General features: G+C 59.0%; 23 protein-coding genes. 1 reads left to right on the forward strand and 22 read right to left on the reverse strand.

Features of this window, described 5'->3' with window-relative positions:
* Positions 1–192: 192 nt before the first annotated feature.
* The 8 genes from rpoS to QOL84_RS13425 all read right to left on the reverse strand — a co-directional run bounded on the left by rpoS (position 193) and on the right by QOL84_RS13425 (position 7,430).
* Positions 193–1,203, reverse strand: a complete 1,011-nt coding sequence (rpoS, locus tag QOL84_RS13390; RefSeq protein WP_129389857.1) for an RNA polymerase sigma factor RpoS — start codon at positions 1,201–1,203, stop codon at positions 193–195.
* A 106-nt stretch (positions 1,204–1,309) separates the two neighbouring features.
* The gene (locus QOL84_RS13395) at positions 1,310–2,179 is read right to left on the reverse strand and encodes a peptidoglycan DD-metalloendopeptidase family protein (RefSeq protein WP_283437508.1); all 870 of its coding nucleotides are present in this window, start codon (positions 2,177–2,179) and stop codon (positions 1,310–1,312) included.
* A gap of 210 nt (positions 2,180–2,389) precedes the next feature.
* The gene (locus tag QOL84_RS13400; RefSeq protein ID WP_174823965.1) at positions 2,390–3,025 is read right to left on the reverse strand and encodes a protein-L-isoaspartate(D-aspartate) O-methyltransferase; all 636 of its coding nucleotides are present in this window, start codon (positions 3,023–3,025) and stop codon (positions 2,390–2,392) included.
* A gap of 41 nt (positions 3,026–3,066) precedes the next feature.
* Positions 3,067–3,816: a 5'/3'-nucleotidase SurE gene (gene surE / locus QOL84_RS13405; protein WP_283437509.1), complete on the reverse strand. Its 750-nt coding sequence runs from the start codon at positions 3,814–3,816 to the stop codon at positions 3,067–3,069.
* Positions 3,804–4,862, reverse strand: a complete 1,059-nt coding sequence (gene truD / locus QOL84_RS13410) for a tRNA pseudouridine(13) synthase TruD (RefSeq protein ID WP_283437510.1) — start codon at positions 4,860–4,862, stop codon at positions 3,804–3,806. Before truD ends, surE begins: the two co-directional genes overlap by 13 nt.
* Complete coding sequence (gene ispF / locus QOL84_RS13415; RefSeq protein ID WP_020795989.1) at positions 4,859–5,332, reverse strand: 2-C-methyl-D-erythritol 2,4-cyclodiphosphate synthase; 474 nt, start codon at positions 5,330–5,332, stop codon at positions 4,859–4,861. Before ispF ends, truD begins: the two co-directional genes overlap by 4 nt.
* 44 nt (positions 5,333–5,376) lie before the next feature.
* The gene (fghA, locus tag QOL84_RS13420) at positions 5,377–6,222 is read right to left on the reverse strand and encodes an S-formylglutathione hydrolase (protein ID WP_283437511.1); all 846 of its coding nucleotides are present in this window, start codon (positions 6,220–6,222) and stop codon (positions 5,377–5,379) included.
* A 95-nt stretch (positions 6,223–6,317) separates the two neighbouring features.
* Positions 6,318–7,430: an S-(hydroxymethyl)glutathione dehydrogenase/class III alcohol dehydrogenase gene (locus QOL84_RS13425; protein WP_283437512.1), complete on the reverse strand. Its 1,113-nt coding sequence runs from the start codon at positions 7,428–7,430 to the stop codon at positions 6,318–6,320.
* 116 nt (positions 7,431–7,546) lie between these two features.
* Here QOL84_RS13425 and QOL84_RS13430 point away from each other — a divergent pair, with 116 nt between their 5' ends.
* Positions 7,547–8,443 (forward strand): LysR family transcriptional regulator, encoded by an 897-nt coding sequence (locus QOL84_RS13430; protein WP_283437513.1) that lies wholly within the window; start codon positions 7,547–7,549, stop codon positions 8,441–8,443.
* 95 nt (positions 8,444–8,538) lie between these two features.
* Here QOL84_RS13430 and ispD read toward each other — a convergent pair whose 3' ends face one another.
* From ispD to QOL84_RS13500, 14 genes are all read right to left on the reverse strand, one after another.
* Positions 8,539–9,246 (reverse strand): 2-C-methyl-D-erythritol 4-phosphate cytidylyltransferase, encoded by a 708-nt coding sequence (gene ispD / locus QOL84_RS13435; protein ID WP_283437514.1) that lies wholly within the window; start codon positions 9,244–9,246, stop codon positions 8,539–8,541.
* On the reverse strand, positions 9,243–9,521 hold the full coding sequence (gene ftsB, locus QOL84_RS13440; protein ID WP_007908838.1) for a cell division protein FtsB: 279 nt from the start codon (positions 9,519–9,521) through the stop codon (positions 9,243–9,245). The genes ispD and ftsB overlap by 4 nt, the downstream gene beginning before the upstream one ends.
* Positions 9,522–9,692: 171 nt before the next feature.
* Positions 9,693–10,982: a phosphopyruvate hydratase gene (eno, locus tag QOL84_RS13445; protein ID WP_007908839.1), complete on the reverse strand. Its 1,290-nt coding sequence runs from the start codon at positions 10,980–10,982 to the stop codon at positions 9,693–9,695.
* A 157-nt stretch (positions 10,983–11,139) separates the two neighbouring features.
* A complete protein-coding gene (kdsA, locus tag QOL84_RS13450; RefSeq protein WP_129389830.1) occupies positions 11,140–11,985 on the reverse strand; it encodes a 3-deoxy-8-phosphooctulonate synthase in 846 nt (281 codons plus the stop codon).
* A 4-nt stretch (positions 11,986–11,989) separates the two neighbouring features.
* Positions 11,990–13,621 (reverse strand): CTP synthase, encoded by a 1,632-nt coding sequence (gene pyrG / locus QOL84_RS13455; protein ID WP_129389827.1) that lies wholly within the window; start codon positions 13,619–13,621, stop codon positions 11,990–11,992.
* A 274-nt stretch (positions 13,622–13,895) separates the two neighbouring features.
* A complete protein-coding gene (tilS, locus tag QOL84_RS13460; protein WP_283437515.1) occupies positions 13,896–15,224 on the reverse strand; it encodes a tRNA lysidine(34) synthetase TilS in 1,329 nt (442 codons plus the stop codon).
* Positions 15,225–15,348: 124 nt separating this feature from the next.
* A complete protein-coding gene (locus QOL84_RS13465; protein WP_283437516.1) occupies positions 15,349–16,296 on the reverse strand; it encodes an acetyl-CoA carboxylase carboxyltransferase subunit alpha in 948 nt (315 codons plus the stop codon).
* 139 nt (positions 16,297–16,435) lie between these two features.
* Positions 16,436–19,957 carry a DNA polymerase III subunit alpha gene (dnaE, locus tag QOL84_RS13470; RefSeq protein ID WP_283437517.1) on the reverse strand — a complete coding sequence of 1,174 codons (3,522 nt, stop codon included), beginning with the start codon at positions 19,955–19,957 and terminating at the stop codon, positions 16,436–16,438.
* Between the two features lie 76 nt (positions 19,958–20,033).
* Positions 20,034–20,660: a ribonuclease HII gene (gene rnhB, locus QOL84_RS13475; RefSeq protein ID WP_283438653.1), complete on the reverse strand. Its 627-nt coding sequence runs from the start codon at positions 20,658–20,660 to the stop codon at positions 20,034–20,036.
* A 14-nt stretch (positions 20,661–20,674) separates the two neighbouring features.
* On the reverse strand, positions 20,675–21,802 hold the full coding sequence (lpxB, locus tag QOL84_RS13480; protein WP_129389814.1) for a lipid-A-disaccharide synthase: 1,128 nt from the start codon (positions 21,800–21,802) through the stop codon (positions 20,675–20,677).
* Positions 21,803–21,804: 2 nt separating this feature from the next.
* Positions 21,805–22,581 (reverse strand): acyl-ACP--UDP-N-acetylglucosamine O-acyltransferase, encoded by a 777-nt coding sequence (gene lpxA, locus QOL84_RS13485; RefSeq protein WP_283437518.1) that lies wholly within the window; start codon positions 22,579–22,581, stop codon positions 21,805–21,807.
* Complete coding sequence (gene fabZ, locus QOL84_RS13490; protein ID WP_003222142.1) at positions 22,578–23,018, reverse strand: 3-hydroxyacyl-ACP dehydratase FabZ; 441 nt, start codon at positions 23,016–23,018, stop codon at positions 22,578–22,580. The genes lpxA and fabZ overlap by 4 nt, the downstream gene beginning before the upstream one ends.
* Before the next feature lie 106 nt (positions 23,019–23,124).
* The gene (gene lpxD / locus QOL84_RS13495; RefSeq protein WP_283437519.1) at positions 23,125–24,180 is read right to left on the reverse strand and encodes a UDP-3-O-(3-hydroxymyristoyl)glucosamine N-acyltransferase; all 1,056 of its coding nucleotides are present in this window, start codon (positions 24,178–24,180) and stop codon (positions 23,125–23,127) included.
* A 3-nt stretch (positions 24,181–24,183) separates the two neighbouring features.
* Positions 24,184–24,687, reverse strand: coding sequence for an OmpH/Skp family outer membrane protein (locus tag QOL84_RS13500; RefSeq protein WP_007908849.1), 504 nt, complete (start codon positions 24,685–24,687; stop codon positions 24,184–24,186).
* Positions 24,688–24,691: the final 4 nt, after the last annotated feature.

Genomic DNA, 24,691 nt, shown 5'->3' on the forward strand with positions numbered 1-24,691 from the left:
ACGAAACAGTAAGCCAAGGCTTACACCGCAAGGCTACAAACCCTCGCCATGTAGGAGCTGCCGCAGGCTGCGATCTTTTGATCTTAAAAGCAAAATCAACAGATCGCAGCCTTCGGCAGCTCCTACATGGAATACAGGCAACAAAAAGCCCCGAACCAGTCGGGGCTTTTTGCGGGCGGTCGTGTGAGGCGCTTACTGGAACAGCGACTCGCTCGACAGGCCATTCTTCTCGAGGATCTCGCGAAGGCGCTTGAGGCCTTCCACCTGGATCTGCCGCACCCGTTCCCGGGTCAGGCCGATCTCCAGGCCTACATCTTCCAGCGTACTGCTCTCGTGGCCGCGCAGACCAAAGCGGCGAATAACCACCTCGCGCTGCTTGTCGGTCAGCTCCGACAGCCACTGATCGATGCTCTGCGACAGGTCGTCATCCTGCAGCAGTTCGCATGGATCGGTAGGACGATCGTCGGTGAGAGTGTCCAGCAGGGTTTTATCCGAATCCGGACCCAGCGAGACGTCGACCGAAGAAACCCGTTCGTTCAGGCCAAGCATGCGCTTGACCTCACCCACCGGTTTTTCCAGCAGGTTGGCGATTTCTTCGGGTGAAGGTTCGTGGTCGAGCTTTTGCGTCAGCTCCCGTGCAGCCCGCAGGTACACGTTGAGTTCCTTGACCACATGGATCGGCAACCGGATGGTCCGGGTCTGATTCATGATCGCGCGCTCGATGGTCTGACGAATCCACCAGGTCGCGTAGGTCGAGAAGCGGAAGCCGCGCTCGGGATCGAATTTTTCCACCGCGCGGATCAATCCGAGGTTGCCCTCTTCGATCAGATCCAGCAGCGACAGCCCCCGATTGACGTAACGCCGGGCGATTTTGACCACCAGCCGCAGGTTACTTTCAATCATGCGCTTGCGCCCGGCGGGATCGCCACTTTGCGACAAGCGCGCAAAATGAACTTCTTCTTCCGGGGAGAGCAATGGGGAAAAGCCGATTTCGTTGAGATACAACTGCGTGGCATCAAGTGCCCGCGTGTAGTCGATGTACTTGTGTTGTTTAAGTGAAGCGGAGTGTTTGGATTTGGAACGAACGGAAGGTGGAGCAGCCCCTTCATCATTCGACATCGAAGAATCCGAATCGATGCCGGTCTCCATAAGGAGAACCTCATCGTCGATGTCAAACTCCGGCACTTCTTTACTGAGAGCCATTGTTATAGTCCTTTGGTGAGTTCGACCCCAAGCTCAAGCGACGCCTTTATCCTTGGCAGCGCTGGAGCCTGTCCCCTCTACGTGACGGAACAGGCTGGCTTACAAATCAACGTCTTGGCAGGAACTGCAGCGGATCTACAGGTTTACCTTGGCGGCGAATCTCAAAATGCAGTTTCACCCGGTCTGTACCCGTTGACCCCATTTCGGCAATTGTCTGTCCGACCTTGACCTGCTGTCCCTCCCGAACCAACAGCCTGCGGTTATGGCCGTAGGCACTGACGTAGGTTTCGCTGTGTTTGATGATGACTAATTCGCCGTAGCCCCTTAAGCCACTCCCGGCGTATACCACCGTCCCATCAGACGCAGCTAAAACAGGCTGTCCCAAATCCCCGGCGATATCAATTCCTTTATTCAAACTACCGTTTGAAGAGAATTTTCCAATCAGAATGCCATTAGATGGCCATCCCCAGCCGGTCGGGGCTGGGCCGGCAGGAGGCAGTGGAGCAGGCGCTGGCTTGTTGGCGACGGACGGTGCAGCCCCCGCAGAACCGGTGGTTGTCGTGGTCGTCGTGCCATTTGCCTGGCGCCGGATTACCGTGGTTTTACTGGACGAAGAAGGCGCAGAACCGGCGTTGCTCACCACGGCCGTCGACGTTGACCCGGTGCGACCATCGAAGCGAATTGTCTGACCCGGATGGATCGTATACGGCGTAGGAATATTGTTCCGGGCAGCGAGGGCTTTGTAGTCCCAGCCGTAGCGAAATGCGATCGAAAACATCGTATCGCCCGGACGGACTACGTACTGTCCGGTCGTCACGGTAGGACGCTGCGCCACCGCATTGTTGCGATCGACCACACGAACATTGTTCGATTTGGTGCTGGAGCAACCCACCAGCAAGGTGCTCAAGACAAGGCCAGTCACCAGGCGCTGAAAGCTCGTGTTACCCATACGCTGCGCAATGACTGTGAGACTCACCCGCCGCTCCCTTTGTGGTGGCTGAAAAATGGAATGCCGGATTTCGGCATGAGGTGTCGCAAGTATAACGGGCCGAATCGGCTTTACCTTTAATGAAGCGAAATCGCTTCGCGCACACGTTTGCAAGTTGACACTCTGCTGCGTTTAAACCATCGCTGCCGGAGTAAGACCCGGGCGAACGAAAGGAATTCAGCGCCTGCAAACAAATGCTCAGGCCAGTGGCCCATTGAGCAAAGGCACGAAGCGAACGGCACCGAGAACATGCCGGGAAAAGCCGTGTTCTTCACGCACGATCAGCATCAGCTGCTGCACTTCTCCGGCGCCGACCGGAATCACCATGCGCCCGCCCGGTGCCAGTTGATCGAGCAACGCTTGCGGCACATCAGTGGCCACGGCCGTGACGATGATGCCGTTGTACGGCGCCAGCGCTGGCCAGCCCTCCCAGCCATCGCCCCAGCGAAACACCACGTTGCGCAGGTTCAATTCGACCAGGCGTTCCTTGGCGCGATCCTGCAGCACCTTGATGCGCTCCACTGAGAACACCCGTTCGACCAGTTGCGACAACACCGCCGTCTGGTACCCGGACCCGGTGCCGATCTCCAGCACTTTATCCAGCGGCCCCGCCTCCAGCAGCAGTTCGCTCATGCGCGCCACCATATAAGGCTGGGAAATGGTCTGGTTGTTGCCGATCGGCAGCGCCGTGTCTTCGTAGGCGCGATGCGCCAGCGCCTCATCGACGAACAGGTGACGCGGCGTGCGGCGGATGACTTCCAGCACCTTGGCGTTCGACACGCCTTCTTCATATAGACGCTGAATCAGGCGCTCGCGGGTGCGCTGGGAGGTCATGCCGATCCCGCTGCGCAGTCGGTCTTCGTGTTCACGGGCCATCAGCGCAGTCCCTCCAGCCAGCCATCAAGATTTCTGAAGGCGTCGTTGAAGGTGCGATCGAGCTGCAACGGCGTGACCGACACATAACCCTGCATCACCGCGTGAAAGTCGGTACCCGGGCCGCCATCTTCGGCATCGCCGGCAGCAGCAATCCAGTAACCGGCCTTGCCGCGCGGATCGACCACTTTCATCGGCGCCGCCGCACGGGCGCGATGGCCGAGACGGGTCAGCTGGATGCCACGAATGTGGTCGATCGGCAGATTGGGAATGTTCACGTTGAGCACCGTGCGCGGCGGCAGATCGAGCCCGGCGTGGGCCTCGACCAGTTTGCGCGCGAAGTACGCCGCTGTCGGCAGATTATCCACCTGACGTGAGACCAGCGAGAAGGCAAACGACGGACGTTCGAGGAAGCGCCCTTCGAGCGCTGCCGCGACGGTTCCGGAATACAACACGTCATCGCCCAGATTGGCCCCGAGGTTGATCCCGGAAACCACCATGTCCGCCTCGCGCTCCAGCAAGCCGTTGAGGCCCAAATGTACGCAGTCGGTCGGGGTGCCGTTGAGGCTGATAAAGCCGTTGGCCAGGTATTGCGGGTGCAACGGACGGTCGAGCGTCAGCGAACTGCTGGCGCCGCTTTTGTCCTGCTCCGGGGCGATAACCACGCATTCGGTGTAATCCGCCAGCGCAGCATAAAGCGCGGCGAGACCGGGTGCGGTTACCCCATCGTCGTTAGAAATCAGAATACGCATGGGCTGTCCGTCTGCCCCACCGGCACCAGATCAACGAGCTCGCGCACCAATACGGTGGCAAAGCATCCGGCCGGGAGGACGAATTCCAGTTGCAGAATGTCAGGCTGGGGATAATGCCACGTCAACCCGCCAATGGGCAGCCGCAGGATGCGACGTTCGTGGCTCATGCCGGCGTGAATCAACCAATCTCGCAGCTCGGCTTCACCGGCGGCGATCCCCTGCTCCAGTTCATGGACAGCGCCTGCGGTGGGCGAGTCACCTTCGCCCCACTGCGGGCCAGTCGGGTGCAGATCGAGAATAGCCAGACGCGGGTCGCTGCACTCAGCTTCACCGGCCGGAAAAAAGCTGCGACTGTCGGTGAACGCGAGCAGATCACCGACCTGCGCTTGCTGCCAGGTGCCATCGGCAACACGCGCCGCCAGCACCTTATTGAACAGAAAACTGCGCGCCGTCGACAGCAGGCGCGAACGCACATTGCGCTGCTCCGGCAAGGCTTTGCGCGCCGCCCACCCACGCGCATCAACGACGTTGCCGCCGTCATGGCCGAAACGCTGGGCGCCGAAATAATTGGGAATGCCTTGCTGGGCGACCAGTTGCAGACGTTGTTCAATCGCGTCTTTGTCGCCAGCGAACTGGGTCAGGCGCAAAGTAAAACCGTTGGCCGAGTGCGCACCGCGTTGCAGCTTGCGCTTGTGGCGGGTGGTCTTGAGGATCTTCAGCGTGTCGTTTTCCGCCGCCGACAAATCCGGATCAGCCTTGCCCGGCAGTTGCACGCTGAACCACTGACGGGTCAACGCCTGACGATCCTTGAGCCCGGCATAGCTGACGGTGCGCAATGGCACACCGGCAGCCTTGGCGATACGCCGCGCCGCTTCTTCCGTGTTCAGGCCACGCTTTTCGACCCAGATCCACAAATGTTCGCCATCGCCGCTGAACGGGATGTCGAGGACTTCATCCACCTGAAAATCTTCAGCGATGGCTTTCAGTACCGCAGTGCCGAGGGGTTCACCATAGGCACGCGGGCCGAGCAATTGCAGTTCATTCATGCGCGCAGCAACAAGGCAACGGAGTGCACGGCGATGCCTTCTTCGCGACCGACAAAGCCAAGCTTTTCGGTGGTGGTAGCTTTCACGTTCACTTGATCCAACTCAACTTGAAGATCCGCCGCGATCAACGCGCGCATCGATTCGATATGCGGGGCCATTTTTGGCGCCTGGGCAACGATGGTGTTGTCGACGTTGCCGACTTTCCAGCCTTTTGCGTGGATCAGCGCGACCACATGACGCAGCAGCGCACGGCTGTCGGCGCCCTTGAATTGCGGGTCGGTGTCCGGGAAATGTTTGCCGATATCACCCAGCGCCGCAGCGCCGAGCAAGGCATCGCTCAAGGCGTGCAGCAGGACGTCACCGTCGGAATGAGCGAGCAGCCCGAAGCCGTGTGCAATGCGCACGCCGCCCAGAGTAATGAAATCGCCTTCAGCGAAACGGTGCACATCGTAGCCGTGGCCAATACGCATAAAAAAAACGCCCCGATTTTTGTCAGGGCGTGATTCTACCTGCATTAACCGCGCAGGGCGCGTGCGTGATGCTGCAAGTGGTCGTCTATGAAGCTTGAGATGAAGAAATAGCTGTGGTCGTAGCCCGGTTGCAGGCGCAGTTCCAGCGGATGACCCGCCTGTTTTGCCGCTTGTTGCAGGGCTTCGGGTTTGAGCTGTTTTTCAAGAAAGTCATCGCGATCACCTTGATCGACCAACAGCGGCAATTTTTCATGCGCTTCGGCGATCAGCGCGCAGGCATCCCACTCCTTCCACTTCGAACGGTCTTCGCCCAGAAAACGCGAAAATGCCTTCTGCCCCCACGGGCAATCCATCGGGTTGTTGATCGGCGAAAACGCTGACACCGATTGGTAACGCCCCGGGTTGCGCAGCGCACAGACCAATGCACCGTGGCCGCCCATGGAGTGGCCGCTGATGCTGCGTTTGTCGGACGCGGGAAAATGCGCTTCAACCAGCGAAGGCAATTCCTGCACGACATAGTCATGCATCCGATAGTGCCGCGACCAAGGCTCCTGGGTGGCATTCAGATAGAAGCCGGCACCGAGACCGAAATCCCATGCACCATCCGGATCGCCGGGTACATCGGCACCGCGCGGACTGGTGTCCGAGGCGACGATGATCAGCCCGAGTTCAGCCGCCATGCGCATCGCGCCGGCTTTGTGCATGAAGTTTTCATCGGTGCAGGTCAGCCCTGACAGCCAGTACAGCACCGGCAGTTTGCCGCCCTGCTCCGCCTGCGGTGGCAAGTACACGGCAAACACCATGTCGCAACCGAGTACGTCGGAGCGGTGGCGATAGCGTTTGTGCCAGCCGCCAAAACTTTTCTGACAGGAGATGTTTTCCAGATTCATGGGATTCTCCCAGCTGCAAGTGGCAAGCTTCGAGCTTCAAGAAAAGGCAAAAGCGCCCTGACTTGCAGCTGGAAGCTTGCTGCTTGGCGCTGCTTTTAGAAATGAATGACGGTACGAATGCTCTTGCCTTCGTGCATCAGGTCGAATGCCTTGTTGATATCTTCCAGGCCCATGGTGTGGGTGATGAAAGTATCCAGTGGGATCTCGCCGCTTTGCGCCATCTCGACATAGCTTGGCAACTCAGTACGGCCGCGTACGCCGCCGAACGCCGACCCGCGCCAGACGCGGCCGGTGACCAACTGGAATGGACGGGTAGCGATTTCCTGGCCGGCACCGGCTACACCAATGATCACCGACTCGCCCCAACCTTTGTGGCAGCACTCAAGCGCTGCACGCATCAGTTGCACGTTGCCGATGCACTCGAACGAGAAGTCGACGCCGCCATCGGTCATGTCGACGATCACTTCCTGGATCGGACGATCGAAATCTTTCGGGTTGACGCAATCGGTGGCACCGAGCTGCTTGGCGATCTCGAACTTGGCCGGGTTGATGTCGATGGCGATGATGCGCGCAGCCTTGGCTTTGACTGCACCGATAACTGCAGACAAACCGATACCGCCGAGGCCGAAGATGGCCACGGTGTCACCCGGTTTGACCTTGGCGGTGTTGAGCACCGCACCGATACCGGTGGTGACGCCGCAACCCAGCAGGCAGACCTTTTCCAGCGGCGCATCCTTGGAGATCTTGGCTACGGAGATTTCCGGCAGCACCGTGTATTCCGAGAACGTCGAAGTACCCATGTAGTGGAAAATCGTTTCGCCCTTGTAGGAAAAGCGCGAAGTGCCGTCTGGCATCAAGCCCTTACCCTGAGTCGCGCGAATCGCCTGACACAGGTTGGTCTTGCCCGACTTGCAGAATTTGCACTGGCCGCATTCCGGGGTGTACAGCGGAATGACGTGATCGCCAACGGCAACCGAGGTTACGCCTTCGCCGATGGCCTCAACGATGGCACCGCCTTCGTGACCAAGGATCGACGGGAAGATGCCTTCCGGGTCAGCGCCGGACAGGGTGTAGGCGTCGGTGTGGCAAACCCCGGAAGCCACCACGCGCAGCAATACTTCGCCGGCCTTGGGCATGGCGACGTCGACTTCTACGATTTCCAGCGGCTTCTTGGCCTCGAAGGCAACGGCGGCGCGCGACTTGATCATGCTGACTCTCCAGTGAATCCATTGAATAAAAAAGCAGACCGTCAGTGTAGTTCAGCGCGAGCTGATGAATAATCCGGACAAAAGCAAAACATTATTGCCATACAGGGATAATCTTGATGTCCGAAAATCGCTGGGAAGGCATCGACGAGTTTGTTGCCGTCGCCGAATGCAGCCAGTTCACCGCCGCCGCGGAACGTCTTGGGGTTTCCTCCTCGCACGTCAGTCGCCAAATCGTCCGACTCGAAGAGCGTTTGCAGACGCGTCTGCTTTATCGCAGTACCCGTCGCGTGACACTGACTGAGGCCGGGCAAACCTTTCTGCAACATTGCCAACGCTTGCAGGATAGTCGCGAGGAAGCCTTGCGCGCGGTGGGCGACCTGACCAGCGAACCAAAAGGCATGCTGCGCATGACCTGTGCGGTGGCCTATGGCGAGCGGTTTATCGTGCCGCTGGTCACACGCTTCATGGGACTGTATCCGCAGCTGCGCATCGATATCGAGCTGAGCAATCGCCAACTCGATCTGGTGCATGAAGGGCTGGATCTGGCGATTCGCCTGGGTCGTCTGCAGGATTCGCGTTTGGTCGCCACCCGACTTGCGCCACGGCGCATGTATCTGTGCGCGTCGCCGTCCTACCTGGAAAGGTATGGGCGCCCACACAGTTTGTCGGAACTGAGCCGACACAATTGCCTGATTGGCAGCTCGGACATCTGGCAGCTTGAACAGAACGGGCGAGAATTTTCCCAGCGGGTGCAGGGCAACTGGCGTTGCAACAGTGGGCAGGCGGTGCTGGATGCGGCGTTGCAGGGGGTCGGGCTGTGTCAGTTACCGGATTATTACGTGCTCGAGCATTTGCACAATGGCGCGCTGATTTCGTTACTGGAGGCACATATGCCGCCGAATACGGCGGTGTGGGCGTTGTATCCGCAACAACGGCATTTGTCGCCGAAGGTGCGCAAGTTGGTGGATTTTTTGAAGGTGGGGTTGGCTGAGCGGCCGGAATATCGAGGTTGAAAAGCAAAAGATCGCAGCCTTCGGCAGCTCCTACAAAGGCATGCGAACCCATGTAGGAGCTGCCGAAGGCTGCGATCTTTTGATCTTTTGATCTTTTAGCGGCGATTCGCCCAACGCTGCCGCAACCATTCAAGATCTTCCGGCCGGGTGACCTTGAGGTTATCCGCCCGCCCTTCGATCAGGCGCGGCTTCAGCCCCGCCCACTCCATCGCCGATGCTTCATCAGTAATTAGCGCATCCGCCACCAGACTGTCCGCCAACGCCCGATGCAACGCACCAAGGCGAAACATCTGCGGCGTGTACGCTTGCCAGATCACACTGCGATCGACGGTTTCCACCACCCGGCCGTGCTTGTCGACCCGTTTCAACGTGTCGCGGGCCGGCACCGCAAGCAAACCGCCCACAGGGTCATCTGCCAGTTCATCAAGTAACTTGTCGAGATCTTCGCGACTCAGGTTGGGCCGTGCGGCATCGTGCACCAGTACCCAATCCTCATCATCGGCACCCTGCGCATGCAAATGCAGCAAGGCATTGAGCACCGAGCCGGAACGCTCGGCCCCGCCCTCAACCCGTTGAATACGCGAGTCGCCCGCGCACGCCAGGTTCGGCCAGTAAGGATCATCAACCGCAAGACTGACCACCAAACCCCTGAGGCTCGGGTGATCGAGGAAACAGCCGAGGCTGTGTTCGAGAATTGTGCGCCCGCCCAGTTGCAGATATTGCTTGGGACGGTCCGCGGCCATTCGGGCACCGACGCCCGCGGCAGGAATCACGGCCCAGAAGGCCGGAAGGGAATTGATCATTGGGCCAACTGGTAAAGGGTTTCGCCGTCCTTGACCATGCCCAGCTCGTGACGAGCCCGCTCTTCAACGGTCTCCATGCCTTTTTTCAACTCGCTGACTTCAGCGTCCATCACTCGGTTGCGCTCCAGCAAACCTTCGTTCTCGGCATGTTGATCAGCAATCTGCTGATTCAGCTCGGCGACCTGCGCCAGACTGCCATTGCCCACCCACAGGCGGTACTGCAGACCGGCCAGCAGCAAGAGCAAAACGAGAAACAACCAGTAAGGACTGCGCATCGAATATCAGGTATCCAGTGAAAAAAGACAGCCACGCCAAAACTTTGAAGCATCTGATAGCACGAAGCCTGGAAGATCCAGGCTTGTGCATATAAGGCATCAGATTAGTGGCAAATCCATCGCTGTCACGACTTTTCCGACACAATCCGGTGTCTTTTTACCATTTACAACTTAGCCGCGGAACTCGGAGCGACCGTTGTACTTGGCCTTGCCATTCAACTGCTCTTCAATACGCAGCAGTTGGTTGTACTTGGATACACGGTCGGAACGGCACAGCGAACCGGTCTTGATCTGGCCAGCCGAGGTGCCCACAGCCAGGTCGGCGATGGTCGAATCTTCGGTTTCGCCCGAACGGTGCGAGATCACTGCGGTGTAACCGGCAGCCTTGGCCATCTGGATGGCTTCAAGGGTTTCGGTCAGCGTGCCGATCTGGTTGAACTTGATCAGGATCGAGTTGGCGATGTTTTTATCGATGCCCTCTTTCAGGATCTTGGTGTTGGTCACGAACAGGTCGTCGCCTACCAGTTGAACCTTCTCGCCGATCTTGTCGGTGAGAATCTTCCAGCCAGCCCAGTCGGACTCGTCCAGACCGTCTTCGATCGAGATGATCGGGTAACGCTCGGTCAGACCTTTCAGGTAGTCGGCGAAACCTTCGGCGGTGAACACCTGGCCTTCGCCGGACAGGTTGTATTTGCCGTCTTCGTAGAACTCGCTCGCCGCGCAGTCCAGTGCCAGGGTCACGTCGGTGCCCAGCTTGTAACCGGCGTTTGCCACAGCTTCCGAGATCACTTTCAAAGCGTCTTCGTTGGAAGCCAGGTTCGGTGCGAAACCGCCTTCGTCGCCAACGGCAGTGCTCAGGCCACGGGCCTTCAGCACAGCTTTCAAGTGATGGAAAATCTCGGTGCCCATGCGCAGACCTTCCGAGAAAGACTTGGCGCCAACCGGCTGAACCATGAATTCCTGGATATCGACGTTGTTATCGGCGTGCTCGCCACCGTTGATGATGTTCATCATCGGTACCGGCATCGAGTAAACACCCGGAGTGCCGTTGAGGTTGGCGATGTGTGCGTACAGCGGCAGGTCCTGATCCTGCGCAGCAGCCTTGGCCGCAGCCAGGGACACGGCGAGGATGGCGTTGGCGCCCAGGGTCGCTTTGTTTTCGGTACCGTCGAGCTTGATCATCGCGTGATCCAGGGCTTTCTGGTCGCTTGGGTCAGTGCCCAGCAGCAGATCGCGGATCGGACCGTTGATGTTGGCTACCGCTTTGAGCACGCCCTTGCCCAGGTAACGGCTCTTGTCGCCATCACGCAGCTCGAGCGCTTCACGCGAGCCAGTGGATGCACCGGATGGCGCGCAAGCGCTGCCGATGATGCCGTTGTCGAGAAGCACGTCCGCTTCCACGGTGGGATTGCCACGGGAGTCGAGAACTTCACGACCTTTGATGTCGACGATTTTTGCCATTGTTGTAAACACTCCAAAGTTGACGAAAACGACGCAGCTAGAGGAAATCTTTTTACCGTCGGCAAGGGGTGTGCAGCGGGCAGACTTGCAGACGATAACGCTCATGCCCGAGGGCATGAGCGACAAATCGTGCGGTACTTTACCGGAGAATTGAGGTTTACGCGGTTTCTACCGTCGGAAAACTCTTAACCAGTTCGTCCAAAGCTTTGAGCTGGGCCAGGAATGGCTCCAGTTTGTCCAGACGCAAGGCGCAAGGGCCGTCGCATTTGGCGTTGTCCGGATCCGGATGTGCTTCGAGGAACAGACCCGCCAGCGACTGGCTCATACCCGCCTTGGCCAGATCCAGAACCTGCGCACGGCGACCGCCGGCGGAGTCGGAACGACCGCCAGGCATTTGCAGCGCGTGGGTCACGTCGAAGAATACCGGGTACTCGAACTGCTTCATGATGCCGAAGCCGAGCATGTCGACCACGAGGTTGTTGTAGCCGAAGCTCGAACCACGCTCGCAGAGGATCAATTGATCGTTACCCGCTTCCACGCACTTGTTCAGGATGTGTTTCATTTCCTGAGGCGCGAGGAACTGGGCTTTCTTGATGTTGATCACTGCATTGGTCTTGGCCATCGCGACGACCAGATCGGTCTGGCGCGACAGGAAGGCCGGCAGTTGAATGATGTCGCAGACCTCAGCGACGACCGCAGCCTGATCGGGCTCGTGGACGTCGGTGATGATCGGCACGCCGAAGGCTTGTTTGATGTCCTGGAAGATGCGCATGCCCTCTTCCAGGCCAGGGCCACGGTACGAATTCACAGAAGACCGGTTGGCCTTGTCGAAACTGGCCTTGAACACGTAAGGGATACCGAGTTTTTCGGTGACCTTCACGTACTCTTCGCAAACCTGCATGGCCATGTCGCGGCTTTCCAGCACGTTCATGCCGCCGAACAGCACCATGGGTTTGTCGTTGGCAATCTCGATATCGCCGACGCGGATGATCTTCTGTGCCATCGGGTTACGCCTTCTTCTGGTGTTGAGCCAACGCAGCCTTGACGAAACCGCTGAACAGCGGGTGGCCATCGCGTGGTGTCGAGGTGAACTCAGGGTGGAACTGGCAAGCGACGAACCATGGATGATCCGCTGCTTCAACCACTTCAACCAAGGCTGCGTCAGCGGAGCGACCGGAGATCTTCAGGCCGGCTTCGATGATTTGTGGCAGCAGGTTGTTGTTCACTTCGTAACGGTGACGGTGACGTTCGACGATCACGTCCTTGCCGTAGCAATCGTGCACCTTGGAGCCGGCTTCGAGCAGGCATTCCTGAGCGCCGAGACGCATGGTGCCGCCCAGATCGGAGGTTTCAGTACGCACTTCGACTGCACCGGTGGCGTCTTCCCACTCGGTAATCAGGCCGACAACCGGGTGGCCACTGGCGCGGTCGAACTCGGTGGAGTTGGCGTCTTTCCAGCCCATGACGTTACGAGCGAACTCGATGACCGCCACTTGCATGCCCAGGCAGATACCCAGGTATGGAACCTTGTTTTCACGAGCGTACTGAACGGCAGTGATCTTGCCTTCCACGCCGCGCAGACCGAAGCCGCCTGGTACGAGGATCGCGTCGACACCTTCGAGCAGCGCAGTGCCCTGGTTCTCGATGTCTTCGGAATCGATGTAGCGCAGGTTGACCTTGGTACGGTTGCTGATGCCGGCGTGACTCATCGCTTCGATCAGCGACTTGTAGGCGTCCAGCAGCTCCATGTACTTGCCGACCATGGCGATGGTCACTTCGTGTTCCGGGTTCAGCTTGGCGTCAACCACCGCTTCCCACTCGGACAGGTCAGCGCTGCCGCACTGCAGGCCGAAACGCTCGACAACGAAATCGTCCAGACCCTGCGAGTGCAGGATGCCCGGGATCTTGTAGATGGTATCGGCGTCTTCCAGCGCGATCACCGCACGTTCTTCAACGTTGGTGAACTGAGCGATCTTGCGACGCGACGAGATGTCGATCGGATGATCGGAACGGCACACCAGCACGTCTGGCTGCAGGCCGATCGAACGCAATTCTTTTACCGAGTGCTGAGTTGGCTTGGTCTTGGTCTCGCCAGCGGTGGCGATGTACGGAACCAGCGTCAGGTGCATCAGCATCGCGCGCTTGGCGCCGACTTCGAAACGCAGCTGGCGGATGGCTTCGAGGAACGGTTGCGACTCGATGTCACCGACGGTGCCACCGATCTCGACCATTGCCACGTCAGCGTCACCGGCACCCTTGATGATGCGGCGCTTGATTTCGTCGGTGATGTGCGGAATCACCTGGATGGTTGCACCCAGGTAGTCACCACGGCGCTCTTTGCGCAGTACGTGTTCGTAGACACGGCCAGTGGTGAAGTTGTTGTTCTGGGTCATGGTCGTGCGGATGAACCGCTCGTAGTGGCCCAGGTCCAGGTCGGTCTCGGCGCCGTCGTGGGTGACGAACACTTCACCGTGCTGGAACGGGCTCATGGTGCCCGGGTCAACGTTGATGTACGGATCCAGCTTAAGCATGGTGACCTTAAGCCCCCGCGCCTCCAGGATAGCCGCCAATGAAGCCGAGGCAATGCCTTTCCCCAATGAAGAAACAACACCGCCCGTGACGAATATGTAGCGCGTCATGAAAAACCCTAGAAGTCTGCGTTAAAGCGGTACGAGCCGCCGGGGAAAGCGAAGGAAGGCCGAAGCCCCCGATCACCTGCATTAATCACAGTGCACCTTTCAAAAAAACCGCCGCGTTGGGACAGACCGGCAGATGAAACACCGGTAGGTTGCTCGCTACACATTTTTTGGAATCGCCCAGCAAAGACTGCTTGGTAATCGGCAACTCCTGCAATTCAGGCGAATCCACAGAAGTTGTATCAAGAAGGGAGCGTAGTCTACCGGAATGCTCCTTTCAGCTCAAACCTTGATCTTCGTCTGTTGGCTGCCAATGCAATTGCCAGCCGTCCTGCCCATTGCCATCAAGCCCCGGCAGGTTCGCCACCGCGAGCAATTCGTCAGCGCGAAACAGCAGCGGCAATCTGCCACGGACGAACCCCGGCACCGCGCGCTCATTGAGCAGGCGCTTGAGGTCGCGATGCCCGCGATTCGCCAGATGCATGACTTCGCCACCTTGCCGATAGGCAATGCGCAACGGCCCGCAAGGCGCCTGCCCGCTGAACATGACACGGCCGTTATCGGCCAAGCGTAGCGCCGACGCCGGCGTCTGCCACCCGCAACCGATCACTGGCGTGCGCAGCCAGTCACCGCTGAGCCACCACACACGACCGGCGCTGCGGTGCAGCTCGCCATCGGCCAGACGCCAGATCGGCGCGGCATCGGCGGCGGCATCGCAGAGATCCGTCCAACCCGACCAATGGTCACTATCTGGCAGTCGCGTGAAGGGTTCGAGCCAGTGGCTGAGCGCATTTCGTTGACGCGCGGCAGACAGCGCAGTCAGTGGCGCCAGTTCCAGCGATGGCAATCCCAGCCATTGGAAATCATGCGCGGAGTTGGCGTGCGCCAGATCCATCTGCGCCAGTTCATCAAGCAATCCCTGCGCCTCACGCAGATGCGCGGCGCTGCGAGCCATGCTCGCCTGCGCTTGCGGCCAGCGCTCGGTCAGCAGCGGCATGACCTGATGGCGCAGGTAATTGCGCGAGAACTGCCGATCCTGATTTGACGGATCTTCGATCCAGGTCAATTGATGAACCCGCGCATAGTCCTCCAGCTCGGCGCGAGAGACATCCAGCAACGGCCGAATCAGCGTGCCCTGCCCCACCGGCCGTTGCTGCGGCATCCCTGACAACCCACGCACCCCGGCGCCGCGCAGGAGCCGGAACAACAGCGTTTCTGCCTGATCATCGCGATGCTGGCCGGTGAGTAACGCGTCATTGGTTTGTGTCAGCGAACCGAACACCGCGTATCGCGCATCCCGCGCCGCCCGCTCCAGACTCGCGCCCGGTTGCACCGTCACGCGCTCGATCAGCAGCGGCACACCCAACGCAGCGCAAACGGACTGACAATGTTGCGGCCACGCATCAGCCACAGCCTGAAGGCCGTGATGGACATGGACAGCGCTTAGCGGAGGGAGGGATTCGGATTTCGCCAGAGAGGCAAGCAGATGCAGCAGGACAGTGGAGTCGAGGCCACCGGAGAAGGCGATACGCCAATGAGCGGCATTGCGCCAAGGTTCCAGGCTCAGTAACAGCCGTGAAGGCAAATCACTCTTCGAAGGACTCATGAAAATTGATCACTTCTCAAAAAATCCCTGTAAGAGCTGCCGCAGGCTGCGATCTTTTGACTTTGTCTTTTAAGATCAAAAGATAGCAGCCTGCGGCAGATCCTACAGGGGTATTGCGTTCGACTTAGAGGCCGTAGCTCATCAGTCGATCATAACGGCGCTTCAACAGCGCTTCGTTATCGAACTTCTTCAGCATCGCCAGTTGCGAGCTCAGCTCGGCACGGATCGATGCAGCCGCAGTGGCCGGGTCACGGTGGGCGCCGCCCAGAGGCTCGCCAATCACCTTGTCGACAATGCCCAGGCCTTTCAGACGCTCGGCGGTGATGCCCATCGCTTCAGCGGCATCCGGCGCTTTTTCGGCGGTTTTCCACAGAATCGAGGCGCAACCTTCCGGCGAGATCACCGCGTAGGTCGAGTATTGCAGCATGTTCAGTTGATCGCAGACACCGATCGCCAGTGCACCACCGGAACCACCTTCACCGATAACGGTGGCGATGATCGGGGTCTTCAGGCGCGACATCACACGCAGGTTCCAGGCAATCGCTTCGCTCTGGTTGCGCTCTTCAGCGTCGATACCTGGGTAAGCACCCGGGGTGTCGATGAAGGTCAGGATCGGCATTTTGAAACGCTCGGCCATTTCCATCAGGCGGCAAGCCTTGCGGTAGCCTTCCGGACGCGGCATGCCGAAGTTGCGGCGCACCTTCTCACGCACTTCACGGCCCTTCTGGTGACCGATGATCATCACCGGCTGGTCTTCCAGACGAGCGATACCGCCGACGATGGCAGCGTCGTCGGAGAAGTGACGGTCACCGTGCAGCTCGTCGAACTCGGTGAAGATGTGCTGGATGTAGTCCAGCGTGTATGGGCGTTTCGGGTGACGCGCCAGGCGTGCGATCTGCCAGCTGGTCAGCTTGCCGAAAATGTCTTCGGTCAGCGTTTTGCTCTTGTCCTGCAGGCGGGAGATCTCATCGCCGATATTCAGCGAATTGTCATTACCGACCAAGCGCAACTCTTCGATCTTGGCTTGCAGGTCGGCGATCGGCTGTTCGAAATCTAGAAAATTCGGGTTCATAGGCGTCCGTCTTGGGTCGTGTCCCAAATGAGCTTGGGCCGGCCGGTTGTCTATTCGCGCCCTACCTTAAGGGAGAGGCGCGCTGAGGTCGAGATTAAAAATTCAGGTCGCGGGCGAGCGCCATGATGGCACTCGCCGGTCAACGGTATTGGAGGAAGACGTTGTCTCGCCCGAACTGGTCACGCAGTGCTTGAATCAACGCATCTGCCGGATCGATTCGCCAGGTCTCCCCAAACTGCAGCAAGGTCTTCGCATCCGGGCTGGTGTACTCCATGGTCACCGGGCACGCGCCGCGGTGACGCTTGAGCAAATCCCCCAACCAGCGTAGCTGATCGCCTTTCAGATCCTGGGTTTGCAGCTTCAGGCGCAGGCTCTCGGCAAGGTTGGTACGCGCATCTTCCATACTCATCACACGCTTGACCCGCAGGCGCAGGCCGCCGGAGAAGTCGTCGTTGCTGACTTCGCCTTCGACCACCACCATCGCATCGGTCTGCAACAGCGATTGCGCCGAATGGAACGCATCGGCAAACAGCGACGCCTCGATGCGCCCCGAGCGGTCGTCGAGGGTGATGAAGCCCATCTTGTCGCCCTTCTTGTTCTTCATCACCCGCAGGGCAATGATCATCCCCGCGATGGTCTGGGTATCGCGGGCCGGTTTCAGGTCAATGATGCGCTGACGGGCGAAACGGCGGATCTCGCCTTCGTATTCGTCGATCGGGTGACCGGTCAGGTACAGGCCCAGGGTATCTTTCTCACCCTTGAGGCGTTCTTTGAGGGTCAACTCCTTGGCCTTGCGATGCACAGCGTAAACGTCGGCATCTTCCTCGACGAACAGCCCGCCAAACAGGTCGGCGTGGCCGCTGTCGTGAGTGCGCGCGGTCTGTTCGGCGGATTTGATCGCCTCTTCCATTGCCGCCAACAGCACCGCGCGATTGCGGTCGATGTTGGCCTGATAAGCCTTTTGCTCTTCATGGAAGTACGGGCCGAGACGATCCAGCGCACCGCTGCGGATCAAACCGTCCAGAGTGCGCTTGTTGATGCGTTTGAGGTCGACCCGGGCGCAGAAATCGAACAGATCCTTGAACGGCCCGTTCTCGCGCGCCTCAGTGATCGCCTCGACTGGCCCTTCGCCCACACCCTTGATCGCGCCGAGACCATAAATGATGCGGCCTTCGTCGTTCACCGTGAACTTGAATTCCGAAGTATTCACATCCGGCGCGTCGAGACGCAGCTTCATGGTGCGAATTTCTTCGATCAAGGTCACGACCTTGTCGGTGTTGTGCATGTCCGCCGACAGTACCGCGGCCATGAACGGCGCCGGGTAGTGGGTTTTCAGCCAGGCGGTCTGGTAAGAGACCAAGCCGTAAGCGGCAGAGTGAGACTTGTTGAAACCGTAACCGGCGAATTTTTCCACCAGGTCGAAAATGTTACCGGCGAGGTCGGCTTCGATATTGTTGGTCTTGCAACCTTCAATGAAACCGCCGCGCTGCTTGGCCATCTCTTCGGGCTTTTTCTTACCCATCGCCCGGCGCAGCATGTCCGCACCACCGAGGGTGTAACCGGCCATGACCTGGGCAATCTGCATCACCTGTTCCTGATACAGGATGATGCCGTACGTCGGCGCCAATACCGGCTTGAGGCCTTCGTATTGATAGTCGGAGTGCGGGTACGCCAGTTCGGCGCGACCATGCTTACGGTTGATAAAGTCATCAACCATGCCCGATTGCAGCGGACCCGGACGGAACAGGGCGACCAGTGCGATCAAGTCTTCCAGACAGTCGGGCTTGAGCTTTTTGATCAGCTCTTTCATGCCCCGGGATTCAAGCTGGAACACCGCCGTGGTTTCCGCTTTTTGCAGCAGCGTGTACGTCGGTTTGTCGTCGAGCGGGATGAACGCAATATCCAGCGGCGGCTCGTCGACCTTGGCGCGGTCGCGGTTGATGGTCTTCAGTGCCCAGTCGATCACCGTCAGCGTCCGCAGACCGAGGAAGTCGAACTTCACCAGACCGGCCGCTTCAACATCGTCCTTGTCGAACTGGGTTACCAGACCGTCACCGGCCTCGTCGCAATAGATCGGCGAGAAGTCGGTCAGTTTGGTCGGGGCGATCACCACACCACCGGCGTGTTTACCAACGTTACGCACGACGCCTTCGAGCTTGCGCGCCATCTCCCAGATTTCTGCGGCTTCTTCATCGACCTTGATGAAGTCACGGAGGATTTCTTCCTGCTCGTAGGCTTTTTCCAGGGTCATGCCGACTTCGAACGGAATCATCTTCGACAGACGATCCGCCAGGCCGTAGGACTTGCCCTGCACCCGCGCCACGTCGCGCACCACAGCCTTAGCGGCCATGGAACCGAAAGTGATGATCTGGCTTACCGCGTTGCGCCCGTATTTCTCGGCCACGTAGTCGATCACGCGGTCACGACCGTCCATGCAGAAGTCGACGTCGAAGTCGGGCATCGATACCCGTTCCGGGTTAAGGAAACGTTCGAACAGCAGGTCGTATTCCAGCGGGTCGAGGTCGGTGATCTTCTGCACGTAGGCCACCAGCGATCCCGCACCCGAACCACGGCCCGGGCCTACCGGTACCCCGTTGCTCTTGGCCCACTGGATAAAGTCCATAACGATCAGGAAGTAACCGGGGAAGCCCATCTGGATGATGATATCCAGCTCGAAATTCAAGCGATCGACGTAGACCTGACGCTTGGCTTCGTAGTCTTCGGTGGTGTCCTTGGGCAGCAGCACCGCCAAGCGTTCTTCGAGGCCGTCGAAGGAGACTTTGCGGAAATACTCGTCGATGGTCATGCCATCGGGAATCGGGAAGTTGGGCAGGAAGTGCGTGCCCAGTTTCACTTCGATGTTGCAGCGTTTGGCGATTTCGACGGTGTTTTCAATCGCGTCGGGAATATCGCTGAACAGCTCGATCATTTCCTCGGCGCTTTTCAGGTATTGCTGATCGCTGTAATTCTTCGACCGGCGCGGATCGTCGAGGGCGCGGCCCTCACCGATGCACACGCGGGTTTCGTGGGCGGCGAAGTCTTCCTGCTTGATGAACCGCACATCGTTGCTCGCCACCAGCGGCGCGCCGAGCTTGTCGGCAAGGGCCACGGCACCGTGCAGTTGCTCTTCATCGTTGGGGCGGTTGGTGCGCTGGATTTCCAGATAGAAACGATCCGGGAACACCGTCATCCACTCGCGCGCCAAGGTTTCGGCTTCAGCCGGGTTGCCGCCGATCAGCGCCATGCCGATCTCGCCTTCTTTGGCGGCGGACAGCATGATCAGGCCTTCATTGGCTTCGGCAACCCACTGGCGCTCGATGATGATCATGCCGTTGCGCTGGCCTTCGATGAAGCCGCGCGAGATCAACTCGGTGAGGTTGCGATAGCCCTTGGCGTTCATCACCAACAGACTGAGACGGCTCAGCGGCGCGTCCGGGTCTTTGTTCGATAGCCACAGGTCGGCGCCGCAGATCGGCTTGATCCCGGCGCCCATGGTGTTTTTATAGAATTTGACCAGGGAACACATGTTGTTCTGGTCGGTGACCGCGACCGCCGGCATGTTCATGGCGGTCAGCGCCTTGACCAGCGGCTTGATCCGTACCAGCCCGTCGACCAGCGAGTATTCAGTGTGCAGGCGTAGATGAACGAATGAAGCCGGCATAGTGATCCTGTCCAGTTACATAGAGACAACAAGGCCCGGATTGTACCGGGCCTCGAACAAAACATCAGCCTTGCGACTAAACCTGCGTGAGGCCTTCCAGCGCTTCATAAGCCTGACGTACCGGGGCGAACGAGCGCCGGTGAATCGGCGTCGGGCCAAGCCGCACCAACGCTTCCAGATGAACGGGCGTCGGGTAGCCTTTATGGCCACCGATACCGTAACCCGGGTAGATCAATTCGAATGCGGCCATTTCTCGGTCACGGCTGACCTTGGCCAGAATCGACGCGGCGGCGATGGCCGGCACCTTGCCGTCACCCTGAATCACGGCTTCAGCGCGCATCGGCAGTTGCGGGCAGCGGTTACCGTCGATCATCGCCAGTTTCGGCTGGATGTGCAGGCCAGCTACCGCGCGCTGCATGGCGAGCATGGTCGCGTGCAAAATATTCAGCTCGTCGATTTCTTCGACTTCGGCGCGGGCAATGCACCAGCTCAGGGATTTTTCGATGATTTCGTCGTAGAGCTTTTCGCGCTTGGCTTCGGTGAGTTTTTTCGAGTCGTTGAGACCAAGAATCGGCCGGTTCGGGTCGAGGATCACCGCTGCTGTCACCACGGCACCGCACAACGGGCCACGACCGACTTCATCGACACCGGCGACCAACTCCTCGACTTCGGCGACCAGAGTAAAGTCCAGGCCCATCTGCATGCTTGTCTTGCTCATTATTTTTGACCGATCAGGTTAAGGACGGCGTCCGCCGCCTGATTGGAGGCATCCCGGCGCAGCGTGCGGTGGATCTCGTCGAAACCGCGAGTCTGCTCTTCGCCACCTTCGATCAGCGGCGACAGGGTCTGCGCCAGTGCTTCGACTGTCGCATCATCCTGCAACAATTCTGGCACCAGCAAACGCTGAGCGAGCAGGTTCGGCAGCGACACATACGGGCTCTTGACCATGCGCTTGAGAATCCAGAATGTCAGCGGCGCCAGGCGGTAAGCCACCACCATTGGCCGCTTGTACAGCAATGCTTCGAGGGTGGCGGTGCCGGAGGCGATCAACACCGCATTGCACGCGGCCAGGGCCAGATGCGACTTGCCGTCGAGCAGGGTCACCGGTAGATCGCGGCCGGCGAGCAGCTCTTCCAGTTGCACGCGACGTTCCGGGTTGGCGCACGGAATGACAAAGCGCACACCTGGGCGCATGGCGCGCAGACGTTCGGCGGTGTCGAGGAACAGCCCACCCAACCGAGACACTTCGCCGCCACGGCTGCCGGGCATCAACGCTACCAGCGGCCCGTCGGGCAGGCCCAACTCAGAGCGCGCCGCAGCGCGATCGGCTTCCAGTGGAATGGTATCGGCCAGCGTGTGGCCAACGAACCGGACTGGCACGCCTTTCTCTTCGTAGAATTTCGCTTCGAACGGCAGCAGCGTCAGCATCAGATCGCAGCCTTCGCGGATCTTCAGCACCCGCTTCTGGCGCCACGCCCACACCGACGGGCTGACGTAATGCACGGTCTTGATCCCGGCCTGACGCAGCTTCAGTTCGATGTTGAGATTGAAATCCGGTGCGTCGATACCGATGAACACATCCGGTTTCTCGGCGATCAGCATGGCGATCAGGTCTTTGCGGCGCTTGAGCAACTCACGCAGGCGACCAAGAACTTCCACCAGGCCCATGACCGACAAGCGCTCCATGGGAAAGTAAGAAGTCAGGCCTTCAGCCTGCATCAACGGACCGCCGACGCCGATGAACTCGACCGCCGGATGCTGCGCCTTGAGGGCGCGCATGAGACCGGCGCCGAGAATGTCACCGGAAGCCTCACCCGCCACCAGCGCAATACGCAGATTGGCCATGATCAGCGAGTGATGCCGCGAGTCGACGACTGGATCGAGTCACGGAATATCGCGACTTCGGGGAACTGTGCCGCCGGCTCAACCAGCTCTGCGAGTGCCTGCTCGACCGTCAGACCCTGACGGTAGACGGTTTTGTAGGCGCGACGCAGGGTATGGATGGCGTCTTCGCTGAAACCGCGACGACGCATGCCTTCGAAGTTCATGCTGCGCGCTTCTGCCGGGTTGCCAAACACGGTAACGAACGCCGGAACGTCCTTGCCGATGGCGGTGCCCATCCCGGAAAAGCTGTGCGCGCCGATGTGGCAATACTGGTGAACCAGGGTAAAACCGGAGAGGATCGCCCAGTCATCAACGTGCACATGGCCAGCCAACGCCGTGTTGTTGACCAGAATGCAGTTGTTGCCGATGACGCTGTCGTGGCCGATGTGGGCATAGGCCATGATCAGGTTGCGATCACCCAGGGTGGTTTCCGAGCGGTCCTGCACGGTGCCACGGTGAATCGTCACGCCTTCGCGGATGACATTGTGATCACCGATGACCAGACGGGTTTCTTCACCTTTGTATTTCAGATCGGGCGTGTCTTCGCCTACCGAGGAAAACTGGTAGATGCGATTGTGCTTGCCGATACGCGTCGGGCCTTTGAGGATTACATGCGGCCCGATCACGGTCCCCTCGCCGATTTCCACACCTGCGCCGATGATCGACCACGGGCCGACCTCGACGCCGTCAGCCAGTACGGCCGACGGATCGATGATTGCGCGAGGGTCAATCAAACTCATAGCTTGCGTTCCGCACAGATGATTTCAGCCGAGCAGACCGGCTTGCCGTCGACCGAAGCCTGGCATTCGAACTTCCAGATCTGACGCTTGCAGCTGATGAACTTGGCTTCCAGGATCAACTGGTCGCCCGGCAACACAGGCTGGCGGAAGCGCAATTTGTCGGAACCGACGAAGTAGTAAAGCGTGCCGTCGGCAGGCTTCACATCAAGCATTTTGAAACCGAGGATCCCGGCAGCCTGAGCCATCGCTTCGATGATCAGTACGCCCGGCATGATTGGATGCGCCGGGAAGTGACCATTGAAGAACGGTTCATTGATGCTGACATTCTTGTAGGCGCGAATGCGCTTGCCTTCAGTGTCCAGTTCCACCACCCGGTCCACCAGCAGGAACGGGTAACGGTGAGGCAGGTATTCGCGAATCTCGTTGATGTCCATCATTTCGGGGGGAAGCCTATGTAAAGATTGGGAGCGCGACTGACGCGCACTCCTCTAGCAAATCAAGGAGGCAGTCTAGAGGCTGTGCACACTTGATATGGAAATGGTATCAGCCATCTGATGAAGCATTGCCGTCAGGGGTCACTTCCCCTACGCGCTTTTCCAGCTGTTTCAAACGTCGCGCGATGTCATCGAGCTGACGAATACGGGCCGCGCTTTTGCGCCATTCGGCCGCTGGTTGCATGGCTGTACCGGAAGAGTAGGCGCCTGGCTCGGTAATCGAGTGCGTCACCATGGTCATCCCGGTGAGGAAAACGTTGTCGCAAATATCAATGTGGCCAACCAGCCCTACACCACCGGCGAGCATGCAATGCTTGCCGATTTTGGTGCTGCCGGAAATGCCGACACACGCGGCCATGGCGGTGTGATCACCGACCTGGACGTTGTGCGCAATCTGGATCTGATTGTCGAGCTTCACGCCATTGCCGATCACGGTATCGGCGAGCGCACCGCGGTCGATCGCGGTATTCACGCCAATCTCGACATCGTCGCCGATGGTCACGCCACCGATCTGGGCGATTTTCTGCCAAATGCCTTTTTCGTTGGCGAAACCGAAACCTTCGCCGCCGAGCACTGCACCGGACTGGATAACCACACGCTTGCCGATGCGCACGTCGTGATACAGCGTAACGCGCGGCGCGAGCCAGCCGCCTTCGCCGATTTCACTGCGCGCGCCGATGAAGCAATGCGCCCCCAATGTCACGTTTGCCGCAATCCGCGCTCCGGCCTCGATCACCACGAATGGGCCGATACTGGCGGTTGGATCAACCACGGCATCAGGCGCAATCACCGCAGACGAGTGGATACCCGCCGCTGCTTTTGGCTTTGGATCGAACAGGTGGGAGATACGCGCGTAAGCCAGGTAAGGATCAGGCACCACCAATGCATTACCGGCAAAACCTTCGGCATCGGCCTCTTTGAGCAGCAATGCAGCTGCCTGCGAGCCCGCCAGGTATTTGCGATATTGAGGGTTTGCCAGAAAGCTCAACTGAGCTGGGCCAGCCTCTTGCAAAGTGGCTAGCCCAGTAATTTGCTTCTCCGGGTCGCCACGCAGGGTGGCGCCGAGGAACTCGGCCAATTGGCCGAGTTTGATAGTCACGGTCATGGGTTACTTCAGCTGATTCATGCGCTCGATAACCTGGCGCGTGATGTCGTACTGAGGTTTGACATCAATCACTGCGCCACGCTCGAACACCAGGTCAAAACCACCTTTCTTGATGACTTCTTCCACTGCGCTATCCAGTTTCGGCTTCAGTTGCTTGAGCATTTCGCGGTCGGCAACGGCTTTGGCTTCGTTCAGCTCTTTGGACTGGAACTGAAAGTCACGGGCCTTTTGCTTGAATTCCAGCTCCAGACGCTCACGCTCGCCTTGCTGCATCTTGTCGCCACCGGCCATCAGACGGTCCTGAATGCCTTTGGCGCTGCTTTCCAGGGTCTTCAGTTTGGTCAGTTGCGGGCCGAATTTTTTCTCGGCATCGACGGCGTATTTCTTCGCCGCGTCAGATTCCAGCAAAGCCATCTGATAGTTCAGAACGGCGATTTTCATGTCGGCAAATGCCGGGCCTGCCACCATCAAGGAGGCCAGGAGAACCAATTGAGTCAACTTACGCACGATG

This window comes from Pseudomonas helmanticensis, from assembly GCF_900182985.1.
Taxonomy (GTDB): domain Bacteria; phylum Pseudomonadota; class Gammaproteobacteria; order Pseudomonadales; family Pseudomonadaceae; genus Aquipseudomonas; species Aquipseudomonas helmanticensis.